We start from the raw sequence: 17,667 nt of genomic DNA, 5'->3' as shown, positions 1-17,667 counted from the left end.
GTGCTCTTTCGAAGTTCGTTCGACGCGATCGGCGAACTTATCCACAGGCTGGGGACCTCGCCAGCGCGGGGTCGGTCGGGCCAGGCACTATGGGGCCATGACTGAGAGCAACGGGTCCATCGAGCAGCAGCAGGCAGCCATGCCCGACTGGGAGAAGCGCTTCCGGGCGCCGCGGGTGTCGCTGCCCGACTGGGCGGAGGACGCCCCGCACCGCGCGCTGTTCGTCTCCAACGCGACAGGGACGTACGAGCTGTACGCGTGGGACCGCGGGACGGGGGAGCAGCGCCAGGTCACGAACCGGGCGAACGGTACGACGGACGGGGTGCTCTCCCCGGACGGCGAGTGGATCTGGTGGTTCGACGACAAGGACGGGGACGAGTTCGGCATCTGGCGCCGCCAACGCTTCACCGCTCCCAAGAGCACGGATCCCGTCGACGGCGACCCCGGTGCCGGTGACGGTCTTGCTGAGGCCGACGCCCCCGCCGCTCCGGGCCTGGAGCCCTCCTACCCCGGGGGCCTGGCCATCGGCAGGGACGGCCGGACGTCGGTCGTGGGCCGCTCGACGGACGAGGACGGCTCGACGATCCACCTGGTCCGCCTCGGCGAGGAGCCGGTGGAGATCTACCGCCACCGGGAGTCGGCGGGCGTCGGCGACCTCTCGCACGACGGCTCCCTGATCGCCGTCGAGCACACCGAGCACGGCGACGCGATGCACTCGGCGCTGCGGGTGCTGCGCCCGGACGGCTCGACGGTCACCGAGCTGGACGACACCAAGGGCGGCACGGTCGAGCTGGGCCTGGAAGTGCTCGGCTTCGCCCCCGTCGATGGCGACACCCGCCTCCTCATCGGCCATCAGCGGCGCGGCCGTTGGGAGCCGCTGGTGTGGGACGTGGCGACGGGGGAGGAGACGGACCTGGCCCTGGACCTCCCGGGCGACGTGGCGGCGGAGTGGTACCCCGACGGTTCGGCCCTCCTCATCGCCCACAGCTTCGAGGCCCGCAGCGACCTGTGGCGCTACGACCTGGCATCCCGCGAGCTGGTCCAGGTGCCCACCCCGCAGGGCACCGTCTCCGGGGCGACGGCCCGCCCCGACGGAACCGTGGAGTACCTGTGGTCCTCGGCGGCCGAGCCGTCCGTGGTCCGCTCGACGACGGGCGAGATCGTCCTCGATCCCCCCGGCCTGAAGTCCCCGGGCTCGGTCCCCGTGGAGGACGTGTGGGTGGAGGGCCCCGGCGGCCGTGTCCACGCGCTCATCCAGAAGCCTGCGGGCACGACGGGCCCCCTGCCCACCGTCTTCGACATCCACGGCGGCCCGACCTGGCACGACAGCGACTCCTTCGCGGCGGGCCCGGCGGCCTGGGTGGACCACGGGTACGCGGTGGTCCGGATCAACTACCGGGGCTCCACGGGCTACGGCCGCGAGTGGACGGACGCCCTCAAGCACCGAGTCGGCCTGATCGAACTCGAAGACATCGCGGCGGTCCGGGAATGGGCGGTGACGTCGGGCCTGGCCGACCCCGCCCGCCTGATCCTCACCGGCGGCTCCTGGGGCGGCTACCTCACCCTCCTGGGCCTCGGCACGCAGCCGGACGCGTGGACCCTCGGCATCGCCGCCGTCCCGGTCGCCGACTACGTGACGGCGTACCACGACGAGATGGAAGCCCTGAAGGCGATGGACCGCACCCTCCTCGGCGGCACCCCCGAGGAGGTCCCCGAACGTTTCGAGGCGTCCTCCCCCCTCACCTACGTCGACGCGGTCAAGGCTCCCGTCTACATCTCGGCCGGTGTCAACGACCCCCGCTGCCCCATCCGCCAGATCGACAACTACGTAGCCCGCCTCACCGCCCGCAGCGCCCTCCACGAGGTCTACCGCTACGACGCGGGCCACGGCTCCCTGGTCGTCGACGAACGCATCAAACAGGTAAAACTCGAACTCGACTTCGCCACCAGGCACCTACCTCAGTAACCCACCCCCGACAGCGACAGCCCCCGGGGGCCCTGAGAGGCACGGACGCAGCCCCCAGAGCCCCGAGGACGACCCCTCGGGGGCGTCCTTCGGGCGGGTTCTGGGGCGGAGTCCTACAGGCGTCTGGGGCGGCGTCTTCTAGCGGGGTGCAGGGGCGGAGCCCCGCGCCCCCCACCCCACGCCCGAACCAGAACCGGCACCAAACACCCCCGAGTCAAAGAACCTACGTACCCGCCGATTCCCGTCGCCGCCGCCCCAACAACTCCGCCAGCCCCCTCCGAGTCGCAGCCAGTACCACCCGATCCTCCGCCCGAAGCACATACGTAGAGGGCAGATCCCAGACCAGCCCGGAACCACCCCGCTCGCCCCCGCCACCCCCCGCGGCGGACACCGGTTCACCACCCCGCCGTCCCCCCGACGCAGCCGTATCCAACGCAAGCACCCGCCACGCCCCCGCCCGAAACGCCTCCCCCACGGTCCGCCCTTCCAACTGCGGATGCCCACCCACCACGATCGCCGCGAACAGCAACACCCGCCGCTCCACCGGAATCGCCCCGAGGATCTGCCGCCCCATCATGGCCCCGGCAAACGCGGGCGCCGCCAGATGCGACACGCTACGACTCCGGGTCAGCGCCTGCGGATGCGCCGCCCGCAGGGTCCGGTACACGGCGGTGGCGAAGTCGTCGTCGTACAACCGCAGCACGACCCGAAGATCGGGCCGCACGCTACGGGCGTACAACGCGGCCTCCAGATTCGTCGTGTCCGCACTGGTCAACGCGAGCAGCGCATGCGCCCGATGAATCTTCGCGGCTTCGAGCACACCCTCCTGAGTCACATCCCCCAACACCACCGGCACCCGCAACCGCCGCGCCAGCGCCAGCCCCCGCGCCTCCGGATCGGCCTCGACGCACACGACCGGAATGTTCAGCTCCCGCAGCCGCGTCAGCACCCGCGTCCCGATCTTCCCGACCCCGAGCAGCACCACATGCCCGGACAGTCCCCGCGGCGGCTTGCGCAACGCGGACCCGCTGCGGAACGTACCCAGTGCCTCCAGCACGGCGGCGAGCAGCACAGGCAGCAGCAACAACCCGACAAGCCCGGAGAAGAGCTGCAGAATCTGCCGCCCGATGGGCTCACCGATGGCGGGATTGTTGATGGCGAAGAGATCGAGCAGCGTCAGATAGGTCGCCTGCAGCGGGGGCTCCCCGGTGACGACCATCGACGCGACCGCCAGCCCGACCACGCACCCCACCAGCCCGGCGAACGACCAGCGCAGCCGCCGCGACAGCAGCGTGCCGAAGGGCACGACACTGCGCCCGGCGGACGGCGCGGACGCGGCGTACGACACCGTCTCCAGGACGACGGTCCCGCGCCCGGTGGCCGCCGCCACGGCCCGCTCGTCGGGCAGCAGCCGAGGCCCCTGCGATCCGCTGCTCTCCGAACCGTCGGCCCCGGCAGGGTCGTTGGTGGTCGCGGACAGCAGCGCGAGCGTGCACAGCCCGGGATCGGCGACCTCGCCGGGCCCCGGCGGCGGCCGCTCCACCGCCCGCAGCATCAACCCATCGGTCTGGACGACCTTGCTGGTCCCGGCGACGGCGGTCGCGGCGAGCGCGGGCGCGGCGGTGTCGGCGTCGGACAACACGGTGGTGGAGGCGTCGAACCCGAGTCCCCCGCTCCCGCCGCCACCGTCTCCCTCACCATCGGCCACGGCCATGGCCAACGCCGAGGCCTGATCGAGGAGTTCCTCGATGTGCTGACCGAGGCGCCGGTTGTAGAGCCGTATGACGAGCCGCAGCCGCGGATTGAGGCGGCGCGCGGTGAGCGCGGCCCGGATGTTGGTCTCGTCGTCGTCATGGACGAGCGCGAGGGCGGCGGCCCGTTCGACACCCGCCTCGGCGAGTACGGACTCGGTGAGTTCGGTGGCCTCCAACACCCGCTCGGAACCGGCGGGTTCGGCCGTCCGGGTGGGCGGCCCCTCCCCGTTGCCCGCGGCCCGGTTCACCGCCGCGGACATCCGGTCGAACAGAGTCGAGGCCCGCGCCCGCCCGACCACCGGCGGTCGCACACGGCGCTGGGCGGGCGGCACGACGAGGGTCACCCGTTCGCCGTAGACACCCCGCAGTTCGGCGGCCAGCCGGTGTGCCAGGGCGTCGTCACCGGCCACCACCATGTGCGCGGTCGTGTCGGGCGACGGGCTTTGATACGGAAGGGTCCCCACGAGGGAGAAGAGTGCCGCACCGGGAGGTGTGGTTCCAGAGGGCGGCCGGCGAACCGGCTCGCCTCAGCGACGGGTACGGGCCCGTGCCTCGCGCGGCGGCCGGACGAACTGCAACTCCAGCGCGACCGGGGGTTCGGCGACCCCCGGCCCTCCGGCGGACGCCCAACTCACCAGCTCCTCGGTGCAGTCGTCCCCCATCGCGAACCCGATCCAGGTCGCCCGCGCACCCCGGCGCCGCGCGTCCCCCGAAGGCTGCACGACCACGACATTGGCCTGGTCGCAGGGTCCGAGACAGTCCACGGTCCGCACCACGAACCGCCCCCCGGACGCCTCGGCCCCGGCCCGCAACCGCTCCAGCTGCCAGGCGTGATCGTCGTCGGGGTACTTCCGCGGATCGCCGCAACAACACCCACGGCAGACGACCAGCGTGCAGGGCCGCGACGCGGCGGCACCGATCGCCACCGTACGAGACCTGCCGGCCGAGGCTCGGTTCAACGGATCGGCTCTCCTTGTCGAACGTATGTCTACAGCCGCAGACGATAGTTGACGATCCGTCGCGGGGTCCGTTGTCAGTGCCCGCGGTTATGGTCTCTCACGCGCGGTCGGCTTCCGGGGGTTCCAGCTCTGTAGTGAATGGTTGCATCCCCGGCCTGTCCGGGGGCGGCCCGGAGATTCGTCCGGGACCCAACCGACGGTCGGGCTTCGTCGATGGCCAGGAGGCAACCTGCCAGCGCCGACCGCGCACCACTCTCCCACTCCTGCCGCCGCCTGCTGATCGACGCCGGGCTCGGTGTCGCGCGGAGCGACTCGAGCGTCGCCGTCAGCAACAGCGGCGCGCTGCCGGACCCCCTGACCGCGCTGGGGCACGAGCCTCAGGACGCCACTGTCTCCCCATACCCTCCGAAGCCGAATTCCCCGGGCAAGCCCTGACTCACGGCCGCTGGACTTTCGTCCCGCTCCGAGGCGCGAGATCCTGGTACTACCGACCGTGGACCAGCGAACAAAGGCGGGCTGGTGCGCCTCTCACGCGTCGTAAAGCCCACTTCATGGTCATACGGCCCTCAGCGCGGCGGGTACCGTCGCGCCTTCCCGAAGGAGGCCGGGCGATGAATCTCCCGCCGTACCGTGACCACAGAAGAGCGACAGCACCGCCGCGGCTCCCCGGCCGGGCCAGGAACACACGACGACTGAGCGCTGCCGCGGCCGTGGCGGCGATGCTCCTGGTGGGCTGTGACACGGGCACCCCCAAGGCGTCCCCGCACTCCAGTGGTCCCGGCGTGTCTCTCGCCCCGTCCGCCGCGCGTTCCCCCTCCTCTTCGACCTTCGCGCCGGCCCTCACCTCCGCCGCCACCGCGTGTACCAACAGCACGAAGCTGGCCGGGTGGTCGAACCGTCGGCTGGCCATGCTGACCATCGCCGTCCCGGTGTCGGAGACCTCGGTGTCCGGCGTCACGTCCGAGGTGAGCGCCGGTGCGGGCGGTGTGCTGCTGTTCGGCAGCAAGGCGCCGTCCGACCTCGGGTCCCGGCTGACCACCCTGAAGTCTCATGTGCCCGGCCACTTGGGCCTGTTGGTGATGACCGACGAGGAGGGCGGCGGCATCCAGCGCATGTCGAACCTCGTAGGGTCCCTGCCCTGGCCCGCGTACATGGGTGCGCACTGGACCCCGGCCCAGATCCAGCAGAACGTCACGAAGGTCGCCAAAAAGATGGCGGCCGCCCAGGTGAACATGGACCTCGCGCCGGTGGTCGACGTCGACGGCAGGAACGTGGCCCCCAGCAAGACCAACCCCGACGGATGGCGGTCCTTCAGCGGCAACACCTCGGTGGTCTCCAAGGCCGGTGTCGCGTACATGAACGGGTTGCGCGCCGGAGGCGTGATACCCGTCGTCAAGCACTTCCCGGGCCTCGGCGGCTCCACCTACAACTCCGACTTCGGCCCCGCCCGCACCCTGCCGTGGTCCACCTTGCAGAAGGTGGGCATCCCGCCGTTCACAGCGGCCATCAAGGCCGGTGCCCCGGCCATCATGGTCTCCAACAACATCGTGCCGGGCCTTGGCACCAATCCGGCGAGCCTGTCACCCACCGCCATCAGCTCCGAGCTGCGCGGCAAGATGGGATTCAAGGGGCTGGTGGTCACCGACTCGCTCAGCGCCAAGGCGATCTCCGCCGCCGGCTTCAGCATCCCCGCCGCTGCCGTCCAGGCCCTGCGCTCGGGCGCCGACATGGTCATGTTCGACCTGGGGGGCAACGTCAGCTCCCAGACGTCCTCGATCGCCACGGCGATCACCAATGCGGTGAGCAGCGGACACCTCTCCCGCAGCCGCCTCATCGACGCGGCGGGCCACGTCCTGGCCGTCCGTCACGTGAAGCTCTGCTCCTGAGCCCGACCGAAGCTTGCTTCCTGCTGCGGAGGTGGGTCTGGGGTTGGTCGGACGCGGGCTACGGCCCGGGAGGCAGCCGCACTTCGCTGCCGTACGGCTGCACCGGCACCTCAGGAGCCGTGCCCGGACTCCGGGCGAGCATCATCAGATACAGGCCGCCGATGCCGAATGGCAATCCTCCGTAGAAGAGCACGTCGCCGCTGTGGGGGGTGAAAATGATCGTTTGGTCCATGAGCTGCATGGCGAAGAAGAGGCCGAGCATCAGCTGGCCCCAGCCCCAAAGGCGCGGCCGTGCAATCGAGCCTCTGAGCCAGGGGAACAGCCAGGCCGTTGTCACGGCAGCCAGGCCGGGGCCGAAGCAGATCGTCAGGGCCAGGATCGCCGCTGCCCATTCAAAGGTGTCCATGACCGAAAACCCATCCCTCACCACGTCGGCTCTGCGGCTCGCTCCAGCAGCGTGGAGAGCATGGCAGGCCAGTCATACGACGGGAATGGACAGCGGCGGTTGTTGGCGTGATCTTCACCCGGGCTGGGCGAAATTGAGCAGGTACTGAAGCGACAGGGGAGTGTCAGGGCACGATGATCACGAAACCTCCGTCGTTGAAGAAGCGGTGGTCGTTGTCGAAGCGGTGGTCGAAGCGGAACCCGTGGTCGTTGTCGAAGCGGTGGTCGAAGCAGTGCCCGCCCCAGTCGTCCTGGCCTCCGCACCAGTTTGTGGTCGCCTGAGTGTGCACGGCAGGGGCTGCTGCTGCGGCCGTGCCTGCCGTACCGATCGCAGCGCCGCCGGCCATCAGAATGCCGACCGCGGACACCGCGGCGAGACGCCTCGTGCGTCGTACTCGCATGATGGATGCACCTTCCTCCATCGTCTCGCGCAGCTCTCAGCGGCACGAGAGGGACAGCCGCGGCCGAAAGGGAGGAGCGACACGGTCGCAGGCCTCGCCTCGCACAGACGGGAGCACGTCGTGCAGCCAAGATCCCCTCTGCACGGGAACCGGCCGACCGGGGCGTATCCCCGGGCTGCGGCTCTCTTATCAGTACGTTGGCGGCGCCCTTTTGGATTGCGTGTGCGTCGCCCTTGTCCGGCACCGCTGATGCGGACATCCCGGTCCAAATCTAGACTGGCGAGGGCGTAGAAAGTACTGGATTAGGGAGATATGAACCATGGCTAAGCGAGGGAACAAGCGACGCGGCCGCAAGAAGAAGAAGGCCAATCACGGCAAGCGTCCCAACGCCTGAGCCGACCGGGCGGAGAGCCGCGGGGTCCCATGTCCTCGCCGCCCGGATTGAGGTCAAGGACTGGGATCCGCAGCGGTGCGGGAGCACGGCAAAGAGCCGGACCCGGCGAGACCGAGGCCGGCTCTTGAGAACTGGGTGTCTTTCCGCGGTTTCCCGTGTCAGCTCACTGAGCGGGGAAGGCGAGCCGCAGAACGATCTCGCCGTCGTCCATCTCCCCGGTGGGCTCGAACCCGAACTTCTGGTAGAAGGGCCACGGTTCGCCGTCGCCGGGCTCGTAGCTGGTCAGCAGCTCGGTGGCGCCGTCCGCGCGAACCAGGGCGGCGATCTCCGTGAGCGCCTCTCGGCCGATCCCTCGTCCCTGGTACCGCTTGTCGACGAGGAGTCGCCAGAGGAAGTGCCGCCCTTTGAAATGACCGGACGGCGGCTTCCACGACAGCATCACGAAACCGACCGGCTCGTCGCCTCGGTACACGGCGCGATACCAGGGATTGGCCTCCGGTTTCCTTGCCGCGTCCTTGAGCGACCTGGACACGGAAGCGACGAACTGCTTCTGATCATGTCGGACCCGGAGGGCGCGTACGGCATCCCGGTTCGCTTCGGTGATCTCCCGTAGGTGCACACCTGGGGACCTCATGCCACACCCCTTCCGCAGACCGGCAGCCACGCCATCCGAACCGACTGATCCGAACCGACGTGAAGAGCCGCCACCGTTATCAGGGACGCCAGGTTGGACGTTTTCGCAGCGTATGCGACACGGGCGATCTGGAGCGGGACTGGCACGCCGGACTGTGACCGCGTCCGATGGCCCCTGCCGCGGGTGGGACACCGCACCCGTTCGGAAGATCGAGTAACCGCGCTGGGCCTGACCTGGCAAGACGCCGAGCCGCGAGTCCGATCCTGACACCGGCCGCGCCCGAACCGTCTATCACCCCGCCCGCGTCACCAGGACTCGGCCTCCAGGAACAGCGTGACCACTTCCGCGAAGAACCAGATGCAGAACACCAGACACGCGATCCACAGCCCCCACAAGACCCAGCGGACCTCTCGTCGTATGCACATGACCGGATCATCCCCCTCGCGGCGCTCCCCCCGTCACCGGCCCGGTTCTCAGGACAACGACGGCATCAGCGCCGACGAGTGGACGCCTCGGGTGCTCCGACACGGCTTCGTGTCCCTGCTTCTCCGACCGCGGCGTCCCGCTGGAAGAGATCTCCCGACTCGTCCGCCACTCCGGCACGCCCGTGACCGAGCAGGCGTACCGGAAGCAGATCCGGCAAAGACCCGCAACAACGCCAGAGGGCCCTTACCGATCCGGTAAAGGCCCTCTGAACTGCTATTCAGCTGTCGGGGTGGCGGGATTTGAACCCACGACCTCTTCGTCCCGAATGAGGTTCCGCCAAGATCGACACCGGGTGGTTTGGTGTTTTGCCTGGTCAGGGTGTTGGAGTGGGAGGGTCTCGGGGGGTGTGGAACGGGCTGGGGGAGAGGGTCGGCTCCCAGTCGGCTCCCAATACCGGCGCTCAACCCTCAACCGGGAAGGGCCTCGCGGGCCTCGCGCCTCCTGAGGGCTCGGCCAACGCTAGGCCGCTACATGCTGCGCAAGAACCATGTTGCCGCCGAGCGGTGAGCTTGTACCTCGCTGGGCCTGCTTCTCTCCTGAGCGCTTGGTCTCACCGGCTGCTGGCCGGGTGCTGGTTTCTCGAAGTACTTCTTCCGCTGTCGGGTGCCCCTGGACCCAGCCGCGCAGCGTGTCAGGGTCGACGTAGCGGTAGCTCTGGGGCGGGTGGAACGAGCCTCCAGTGCGGAGGTGGGCCAGCGGAACCGGATCAGAGAACGGTCTGGCGGCATCGAGGAGCAGAGCTGACGCCTGTTCCGCGCCTTCCATGTAGGCGAGGTAGTCACGGCGGCTGATAGCGCCGTACTCCTTGTGTGCCTTCCAGATCTCGGAGGGTGTGCCGACTTGCACGGCAGTGACGATTGCGGTGCCCACCAAGGCCATCACGGGGGATGTGGCGTACAGGATGACCTTCGTTCCCGGCGGCACGGCGACGCGTTGGCGGCGAAGTTCGACGGACTTTCTCCCGTCCAGGATGGCCGAGGCATAGCGGGGATGGAGGGACATCAGGAGTGAGCGTTCGTGCTCGGTCACTGGGCTGGCTGGCCTTCCTGATAGATGGCGCTGAACAGGTCGGGAGTGATCTCGAAGACCGACTGCACGCCGAGCGGGTGTTGGCGCTGTGCGGCCAGGGACTGCACTTTGTGCAATCCCACCGGTCGAGGGAAGATCTCTGTGTCAGAAAACAGTAGAGCGCGTGCCTCGCCCCGATCACCGCACGCGCGCAGGATGTCATCAAGCCCCCACACTCCCAGGTGTCTGAAGCGGTTGTACAAGGAGCGACCGGTGTCGACCACGGTGGCGTCGAAGCGGGAGCAAGCGATCACAGCGGATACGGACTGGTTCTTGTCCGAGCTGGCGTACCAGAGGATCCGAGCTGGGACCTTCTCGCCTCGGGAGCGCGCAGCTCGGTAGTAGACGTGCTCGCGGCTGATGCCCAGGTGATCGGCTCGGGGAGTGAGGGCACTGGGGACGCCGAAGAGATCGCTTGACCACAACGGCTGGATGGGGACGAGGAAGCACGGCAGCTGGGAATCAGTGATCTTCGCAGGCCACCAGGCGCGCTCAAGTGCGGCAGCGGCCGCTGCCGGCATAGCCGCTGGTACGGCTGGGATCTGGAGACCTATGAGGGCGGCTGCGGACTGGGCCTGGTCGTCTACGGTCCGGGCATCCGCGCAGACGTCCAGGACAAGGGTGACAAGCGTCCCATCGTGCTCTCGAAAGCCGTCCTCGCCGGCTGCGATGCGTACGGACGGCTGGAGTCGCTTGTCAGTGAGAGACAGCACGCGAACGTCCGATCGGCGGCAGTGATCACGCAGCCGAAAGAGAATCTGACGGGCCAGCGTTTGGTGCATGGTGTGGCCGTCAAGTACTCGGAGCAGTGGCACGACCAACTGACCGTCACGTACTCCGTAGCTGTAGACGGCGGCGACGGTGCCTTCTGCGTCAACTACCTGCTGGCGGACCCACCGGGCCGGATGTGCCGCGAGTCGACGGAGCTCCGCGACGAAGTCATTCCGACGCTCCCCAGCTGCCTTATTGAGAAAGGCGAGCTGTCCTTGCTCCTGCCCGGGGGGCACGGCCTGGACCGTGAGTGACGTGCCGAGAAGATCGCCCGGCTGGTAGACCTGGGCTCTGGTGAGCTCGTCCACGTGCAGGACGATATCCGAGGGCCTAAGGATTCGTACCTGACAAACCGACATCGCAATGTCGGACAGGGAAGTGAGAAACTCGTCCCGGGTCACCAGGAACAAGGTGCCGCTGGCACTGCTCTCGGCTACGTAGCGCAGGTCACGGAGATCATTTTGAGAGAGTTGCCGCTTGTCGCCGATGTGCGTCTGGACTGCGAACCGAAGCTCCTCGAACACCCGGTTCGCGTCGCTCCGGCTCACACTGGGCTCGGCGTAGCTGTGGGTCGCTTGGAGTTGCCTCCGCCGCTCCGTAGGGTTGGTGATCTTGCCGATCTCGGCTTTGAGCTGAGGCAGAACGGCAAGGTCTACCAAGCCGGCCAGCCAGTCCGAGGTGAGTGTTCGGGACTCCTCGGCTCCGTGTCGATCTCCGGACGAATGCAGGTCTGCGAAGACGTTGCAGTCCATCGCCACGGTCAGGAGTGCGGTCGACTCCAGGTCGGAGAACAGATGTGGATGGTCGTGATCGCGTGACCAGACGACAAGAGGTTTGCGGTCTTTGCCGCGACCGTCGACCTCGTTTCGGGCCTCGAAGCCGAGTTTCCGCCACATCGCGTCGTAGTCGTAGTCCTTGCGGCACTTGAGCACGATGCCGGACCGGTCGTGGTGGCGAGCGGAGATCTCGTCCACGAGGCGGCGGGCGATGCTCTGTCCTCGGGAATCAGGGTCCACGCACAGATGGGTGAGACGGATCTGCTGCCGTGGCAGGGAGAAGAGGGTATAGCCGACGAGCTTTCGGCCGACCATCGCGGCAAGCAATCGCTTCTCCGCAGCCGCCTGCTCGTAAGCGGCAGGCGGCATAAAACCCAGCCTCTTGTTGAAGCGGTCGCCGAGTTCCACAATCGCTGCCAGGAGCTCCTCGTCACGGGCTCCAACGAGCTTGATGAGTACCTCTGTTGCGTGGGAAGGCTTCGGCTTCTGCATGGGACCAGTCTTGCGGCTTCTGTGTTGCGATGCGCAGGTTTTTCGATCAACCTTGGTATGACGTCTCAGCGGCACTTGTGATCGGACTTGGATTGCAAGCGGCCTTGAGGCGACTGATGTCGTCTGATGCGGGCATCCGGAGGATGCTGAATTGATACGCCGTCAGCGAGCCCCTCTGTGGAGGGCATGAACCACAGGGCATATGACGCAAGGGGCAATCTTGCCAGTTCGTCACGTGTCCTGAGCAGGGACTCGCTTGGTGCCTGTGACTCAGCGCTACGGCTGGTCACGCGTCTAGGTGTAGACGTCACGGGAAGTGATATCCCTGGCTGTTCAAGGACCTGGCCGGTCCGCGGGACCCTGGCCGAGTCCCGCTCTACCTGGGGATCGTCCGGTCTGATGCCATGGACGAAGTGCAGGTTGGGGCACCATCGTTGGGGGCGATGTGGGGACATCCACGCGATGGAAGGGACCGAACGGCGATCGGTGGAACTCCGCTGGGAGGCGGCTGGCGCGCTGGCGGGATGACTCGCGCAACGCGGATCAGCAGCTGGAGGAGATCGCTGCAGATCACCTGAGTGCCCTGCACGAGACGCTCCGTGCTGATCGATCGGCATTCGGGTTGTATGACACGGCTTGCGCGGCGGGTGAACGGCTCGCCGGCGCCCTGGGTGCGCTGGCCGCCGATGGCGCGGAGTCGGAGGACGTGCTCGTCGCACGTCTCGTCTCGGAGGTAGGTGGGGACGGCGGCACACTTGCCGACGCCGCGGTACGCAGAGGGATGGCCGCAGCGGTCCGCGATGTCCGGAGCAGGCATCCCGAGTTGGACGACGCCAGGGGCGGAGGCACCGGCGGCGGCTTTACCTGGGACATCCTGTGCGATCTCTACCAGGTGTTCTTCGCCGACATGGTGGGGGAGTTCCTCAAGTCCGTTGTCGCCGAGCACGTCAAGCTGGCGGTCCCGGTGCTCATCGCGGCTGATCCGGAAGGCAGGATCGCCGACTGGGTCGCGGAGAAGGTGGTGGACCTGGTGCCGAATCCCTGCGAGGAGTCCGCCGAAGCGACGGATCTCGCACAGGCTGTGGAAACCGCGCAGTCGGTGGTGGGCGCTGTGCAGGATCCGTCGGCCGCACTGCCCAAGATCGCCGAGTTGCTGGTACCGCGGGCGGTCGGAAAGGTGCTCGGCCTGATTACTGAGGAGATCATCGGAGAAGAGGGGGCTGTGGCGTGACCGATTCCGACCACTTCCTGTGGTGGCGCGGCCCCCGAGGTGACCGACCCGACGGCGACCGCTGGACGGAGATCGGTGTGGAAGCCTTCCAGGAAATGGAGCGCCGCATCACCGACCGGCACCACCTCCCCGGTCCCGTCCCCGACTGGGCCGAGGATCTGTTCCGCGTCGCCAGGGCTGCCTTCATCGCCGACAAGTACGTACGCCGGACCGGAGTACGGGACCGGTGGACTCGCCGCATCAACCTCGCTGTGCCTGTCACGGAACACGAGCGGTGGGGAAGCGCAGCTGTCCGTACTCACCTCATCGCGCTCCTCCAAGTCCTCACCGGGGACCTCTGGAACGTGGAATTCCGGCCCCTCACCAGTCACTACGTCCAGGAGGCGCTGGTCTCTCCCGAAGAACCGCGAGCCTCAGAAGTCGCGCTGTTCTCCGGCGGACTGGATTCCCTCAGCTGGGCCGCCACCCGTTCGCGCGCCGACAACCCCCGACCGCTGCTGCTCGTGATGTTTCGAGAGATCGGTCTTCTGCGTCTCCAGCAGCGGGTGTACAAGGCCGTGGAGCGGCTGGACGGAGTACGGCCGGTGCTGCTGTTACCGATGAGCCAGACCCCAGCGGGCGACGGCTCTGGCCTGCGCTTGGAAACCTCCTCCCGCACCCGTGGTCTGCTGTACGCGGCGGGCGCGATCCGCGCCGCCACCGCGCACGGGGTGGACACCGTGCACATCCCCGAGAACGGCCAGCTCGCCCTCAATCCGCCCCTGACGCCAGCGCGTTCGGCCGCTTGTTCCACGCGTTCCGTGCACCCACGCACGCTGGCCAGTCTGAACGCCTTGGCAACTGCCGTCAGCGACACGGGGAGCGCGGTGAAAGTGGTCAATCCCTTGGCGCAGCTCACGAAAGGCGAGGTGTGCAAAGCCGGACGCGATGCGGGCCTCACCTCGTCCGACCTGGAGTCCACCCTGAGCTGCGGCAAGCCGCCAACCCGCCGCAGCGGCGGCCCTCCCATCGCCAACTGCGGCGTCTGCTTTCCGTGTCTCGTGCGCCGCTCCGGACTGCTCCACGCCAACGGCATTGACGGCACCCGGTACGAGGCATTGCCGTGGACGGACGGTCTACCGCTTGATCGGGGTGCTGACTGGCGGGCGTTGCAGCGGTGGCTGCTGGGCCAGTACACCCTTACGGATGTCCTCACCGATACTCCGCTGCCGCAGGACATGGACCCGGTGGTTGCCTTCGACTTGATCAGGCGGGGGAGGGAGGAGCTGGAGCGCTTGCTTCGCATCGCGGCTGTCGCCGGGGGCGTTGACGCGGCGTAGGCGGCAACGTGGAGTGAGAGCCAACAGCGCATTTGCGAAGGCCAGTTGGGACGTACTCTTCTCTCTGGACTGAGAGCTGCGGCAGGAATGACGGTTCTGTATCCGTTCCCTGCCGTGAGCGCCGGGCAGCAGAGGCAACAGGGGGAGACGTCGTGGAGATCCAGATCACCGTCGATGCGCAGGGCGACGACGCAGCGGCGCATGATCTGTACCACTGGCTCCGCCAGGATCACGAACTCCGGCGCCACACGGAGATCCAACTGGTACAAGCCCCCGAAGTCTCTGACCGGATGAGCGCGGGCGAGACCATCAACATCTTCGTCAGCAACGGCATCGCCGCTGCGAGCTTGTTGGTGAACATCGTGGTCGCCTGGAGAGCGGCCCGTCCTTCGCCGCCGGGGGCCGTGACTTTCGAACACGGGGGCATGACAGTGACTGTGCACGATACGTCGGACGAAACCTTGCGCCGAGTCGCGGTGCTGTTGGCTCCTGAGCCCTACCGTGGGAACCCTGAGCTCACTGGTCCGGGACAGCCGTCCGCCACGTCAGTTTCAGGGAATCGGTGATGGGGCTGCCCGACCCCGACGCAACGCGTGTGGTGCTGATCGGCGCGGACGAGTACCAGAACTTCCCCGACCTGCCGGCGGTGAGTAACAACCTCGCCAGGCTGGCAGAGCTGTTCAGGTCCTCGGACGTAGGAGGTCTACCCGCGAGACATTGCGTGACGGTGTGTAATCCTGCCGATTACGAGGAGGTACTCGACGTCGTCCACCAGGCCGCGAGCGAGGCGACGGACACGCTGGTGGTGTACTTCGCCGGCCACGGTATGAGATCGCCCGATGGCCTTCTCCATCTCGCACTGGGCTATTCCGAGCAAGGCCGGAAGCTGTACAAGTCGGTGGCGTTCAGCCATCTCCGCGCCGCAGTGCTGGAAAGTACGGCGCCCAGAAAGGTCGTGATCCTCGACTGCTGCTACAGCGGTGCTGCGCTGGAGGGCTACATGGGCGGGGCAGACGAGTTCGCGGACCAGACCGCAATCGAGGGCACTTGTGTCATGACCGCCTCAGCCGCGACGCAGGCTGCCATGGCGCCGCTGGGCGAGCGCTACACCGCGTTCACAGGTGAACTCGTGAAAGCCATTTCCGAGGGCATCCCAGACGTGCTCGGCCCACTCGACATGAACTCCCTCTACCGGCACGTCAGCCGCGAACTGTCGTCAAAGGGCATGCCCAAACCTCAGCAACGCGCCGGTGACCAGGGCCACACCATCGCACTGTTCCGAAACAGGTGGAGGCGGCCTCAGGAGAAGCCCACGCTCGCGGCACTGCGCGAAGAGTGGTTCCGTGCGATCCAAGAAGGGCTGCTCTGGCATGTCAGGAATGTTCCGGCGCTTGGCAAGGGCCGACTGCGTACCGACTTGGGCGCGCCCGATCTCATCGGGTCCCTGCTGGTCGTGCGAATCGCCGCCCAGCTCGCTCGGGGTGAGAGCACGGCGCATATCCGTGATGCGCTCGCCGACAGCCCGTTTTTCACTGCGCCTGGCCCCGACCGCGATGAGTTCACCGAACTCATCGCCAAAGTCCAGTCCGGCTTCGAGCACGACGGGCTGGCCACCACCGTGGCGGTCCTCGACGGCCTGGGACTGATCCCCTGGAGTCCGGAGAGCACGGACATGCTCCTCCTCGAATACTGGACTGCCCAGCGAGGACGTACGGTGTTCCGCACACGCGTGGAGCGTGAACTCAGGGAGTTGTGGGACAGCACGGACACGCGTGTTCACGAGGCACTCTCGGCGTTGCCGTCTTCCCCGCTGGAGGCATACCCCGACGTGTGGGAGAGACTGAAAGACGAGCCCGACTTCCGTGTCGGAAACGTAGGAGCCATGGTGCTCGGGCAGCGTGGTGGCGGCGACCGTGCCTGGGATCGATGGATGTCCACCCGTACCTGGAGCATTCTCAAGGCGCGCCACCTGGTCCGCCTCGGCGGAGATCTCGCCCGCTGCCAGGCCGCGCAGCGTGCTCTCGGGCGTCTTCTCGATCAGGCTCCTCCCGGCGATGAGTTCAGCGGTGTTCTTGAGCGGGCTGAAAAGATCATTCAGGAGCAGTTGGAGCACATCGCCCTGGCAGTGGAGGGTATGAGCGCCATCGAGTACGAGCTGCTGCGCGAGCGCAGCCGGGACGAGCACTTCCAGGACAGGTGTCTCGTCACCTTCCAACAGCATCTGCGGGGGCGGTACCGATCCTTCGACCCTTTCCCCGAGCACGTGACCGCACACGGAATGTGGGGCCCCCTTCCATGGTGGTCGATCGCCCTGCACGGCGAGCGCGAACAGTCGGCGGCGCAGGAACTGCTTGCCCGCGGCGGCATGCAGATGAGCGTCACCGCGAAGAGTCGTGACGCCGACGAGGTCGTCATCACCTGCCAGGAGCCCGGCCCTGGACCCTCGCGCGTCACAGCGCGTCTCGGCTTCGATCTCCTCGACGCCATACACGCCTGTGAACTGCTCCTTCTTGCCCGCCGACAGTCGGTGACGGTGGATTTCGTTACGGAACACATCGACGAGTGGGACTACCACGAGGTCAAGCTCATCGGCACGTTGCCCATCGACATAGGCGGCGACACCGGAGCCGTCCTTGCCGACATCGCAACTCGTGCCCTGCGCCGGCTCCTGCCAGGCGCATCGGGCTCGGCGTTTCACGATGAAGCGATCCCGTCGCTGGAGAGCCTTCTGAAGGCATCACGGCTCCCGCGGGTCTGCCGCTACCCCAGGTAGCGACGAGCCTGGACACCCCCTTGCGGTCCGGGCCCAGTCTCTCCGGCTTCGTGGCGGGGGCGCGCGTGCGTTCGCTCCTGCCGCTGCACGCATCGTCCTCACATGCTTCCGATGCCGCGCCAGGATGCAACTGACCCGCGTGGTCGTACGGCGCATGCGGTCACCGCCAGTGCGTGGCCGAGACGGCATGGACCCGCGCCTGACGAGGGCTCGTCCTCCGTCCACAAACCGGTCTCGGCCGGCTCCGCGCGCGATAGGCTCGACCAGGCACTTTGCACAGTGGTCCGTGAGGAAAGCCTGGGGAGGCCGGACG

The 17,667-nt window shown here is 67.6% G+C and carries 14 protein-coding genes and 1 pseudogene; 8 read left to right on the top strand and 7 right to left on the bottom strand.

Going from position 1 to position 17,667, the window contains the following annotated elements:
- The first annotated feature begins 97 nt into the window (after positions 1-97).
- Positions 98-1,966, top strand: a complete 1,869-nt coding sequence (locus ACZ69M_RS14045; RefSeq protein WP_470049677.1) for a S9 family peptidase — start codon at positions 98-100, stop codon at positions 1,964-1,966.
- A gap of 223 nt (positions 1,967-2,189) precedes the next feature.
- Here ACZ69M_RS14045 and ACZ69M_RS14040 read toward each other — a convergent pair whose 3' ends face one another.
- Together ACZ69M_RS14040 and ACZ69M_RS14035 are read right to left on the bottom strand one after the other, a co-directional pair.
- Entirely contained in the window at positions 2,190-4,136 is a 1,947-nt protein-coding gene (locus ACZ69M_RS14040; protein ID WP_470050159.1) for an NAD-binding protein, read from the bottom strand.
- A gap of 111 nt (positions 4,137-4,247) precedes the next feature.
- Entirely contained in the window at positions 4,248-4,679 is a 432-nt protein-coding gene (locus tag ACZ69M_RS14035; protein WP_470049675.1) for a (2Fe-2S) ferredoxin domain-containing protein, read from the bottom strand.
- A gap of 611 nt (positions 4,680-5,290) precedes the next feature.
- Here ACZ69M_RS14035 and ACZ69M_RS14030 point away from each other — a divergent pair.
- Positions 5,291-6,565: a glycoside hydrolase family 3 N-terminal domain-containing protein gene (locus ACZ69M_RS14030; RefSeq protein WP_470049673.1), complete on the top strand. Its 1,275-nt coding sequence runs from the start codon at positions 5,291-5,293 to the stop codon at positions 6,563-6,565.
- Between the two features lie 58 nt (positions 6,566-6,623).
- Here ACZ69M_RS14030 and ACZ69M_RS14025 read toward each other — a convergent pair whose 3' ends face one another.
- Complete coding sequence (locus ACZ69M_RS14025; RefSeq protein ID WP_470049671.1) at positions 6,624-6,971, bottom strand: hypothetical protein; 348 nt, start codon at positions 6,969-6,971, stop codon at positions 6,624-6,626.
- Between the two features lie 163 nt (positions 6,972-7,134).
- On the bottom strand, positions 7,135-7,410 hold the full coding sequence (locus tag ACZ69M_RS14020) for a hypothetical protein (protein WP_470049670.1): 276 nt from the start codon (positions 7,408-7,410) through the stop codon (positions 7,135-7,137).
- A 319-nt stretch (positions 7,411-7,729) separates the two neighbouring features.
- Between ACZ69M_RS14020 and ACZ69M_RS14015 the strand changes: the two genes are divergently transcribed.
- Positions 7,730-7,804, top strand: coding sequence for a 50S ribosomal protein bL37 (locus tag ACZ69M_RS14015; RefSeq protein ID WP_099504217.1), 75 nt, complete (start codon positions 7,730-7,732; stop codon positions 7,802-7,804).
- 163 nt (positions 7,805-7,967) lie between these two features.
- Here the strand turns inward: ACZ69M_RS14015 and ACZ69M_RS14010 are convergent, their stop codons facing one another.
- The gene (locus tag ACZ69M_RS14010; protein WP_470049668.1) at positions 7,968-8,438 is read right to left on the bottom strand and encodes a GNAT family N-acetyltransferase; all 471 of its coding nucleotides are present in this window, start codon (positions 8,436-8,438) and stop codon (positions 7,968-7,970) included.
- A 477-nt stretch (positions 8,439-8,915) separates the two neighbouring features.
- Between ACZ69M_RS14010 and ACZ69M_RS14005 the strand changes: the two are divergent.
- Positions 8,916-9,078: pseudogene (locus ACZ69M_RS14005) on the top strand (site-specific integrase); the annotation flags it as partial.
- 305 nt (positions 9,079-9,383) lie between these two features.
- On the opposite strand, the gene ACZ69M_RS14000 reads toward ACZ69M_RS14005, so the two are convergent.
- Both ACZ69M_RS14000 and ACZ69M_RS13995 read right to left on the bottom strand, forming a co-directional pair.
- Positions 9,384-9,953 carry an ASCH domain-containing protein gene (locus ACZ69M_RS14000; protein ID WP_470049666.1) on the bottom strand — a complete coding sequence of 190 codons (570 nt, stop codon included), beginning with the start codon at positions 9,951-9,953 and terminating at the stop codon, positions 9,384-9,386.
- Complete coding sequence (locus ACZ69M_RS13995; protein WP_470049664.1) at positions 9,950-12,031, bottom strand: GNAT family N-acetyltransferase; 2,082 nt, start codon at positions 12,029-12,031, stop codon at positions 9,950-9,952. The genes ACZ69M_RS14000 and ACZ69M_RS13995 overlap by 4 nt, the downstream gene beginning before the upstream one ends.
- A gap of 445 nt (positions 12,032-12,476) precedes the next feature.
- On the opposite strand from ACZ69M_RS13995, the gene ACZ69M_RS13990 reads away from it, so the two are divergent.
- The 4 genes from ACZ69M_RS13990 (at position 12,477) to ACZ69M_RS13975 (ending at position 17,354) form a co-directional block, all read left to right on the top strand.
- A complete protein-coding gene (locus ACZ69M_RS13990; RefSeq protein WP_470049662.1) occupies positions 12,477-13,262 on the top strand; it encodes a hypothetical protein in 786 nt (261 codons plus the stop codon).
- On the top strand, positions 13,259-14,581 hold the full coding sequence (locus ACZ69M_RS13985) for a 7-cyano-7-deazaguanine synthase (protein WP_470049660.1): 1,323 nt from the start codon (positions 13,259-13,261) through the stop codon (positions 14,579-14,581). Before ACZ69M_RS13990 ends, ACZ69M_RS13985 begins: the two co-directional genes overlap by 4 nt.
- A 152-nt stretch (positions 14,582-14,733) precedes the next feature.
- The gene (locus tag ACZ69M_RS13980) at positions 14,734-15,147 is read left to right on the top strand and encodes an effector-associated constant component EACC1 (protein ID WP_470049658.1); all 414 of its coding nucleotides are present in this window, start codon (positions 14,734-14,736) and stop codon (positions 15,145-15,147) included.
- Positions 15,147-17,354: a caspase, EACC1-associated type gene (locus ACZ69M_RS13975; RefSeq protein WP_470049656.1), complete on the top strand. Its 2,208-nt coding sequence runs from the start codon at positions 15,147-15,149 to the stop codon at positions 17,352-17,354. The genes ACZ69M_RS13980 and ACZ69M_RS13975 overlap by 1 nt, the downstream gene beginning before the upstream one ends.
- Positions 17,355-17,667 lie beyond the last annotated feature (313 nt).

This window comes from Streptomyces sp. NPDC107454 (assembly GCF_055582885.1).
The sequence above is the reverse complement of the archived record's forward strand: the minus strand, read 5'-3'. Positions and strand labels throughout refer to the sequence as shown.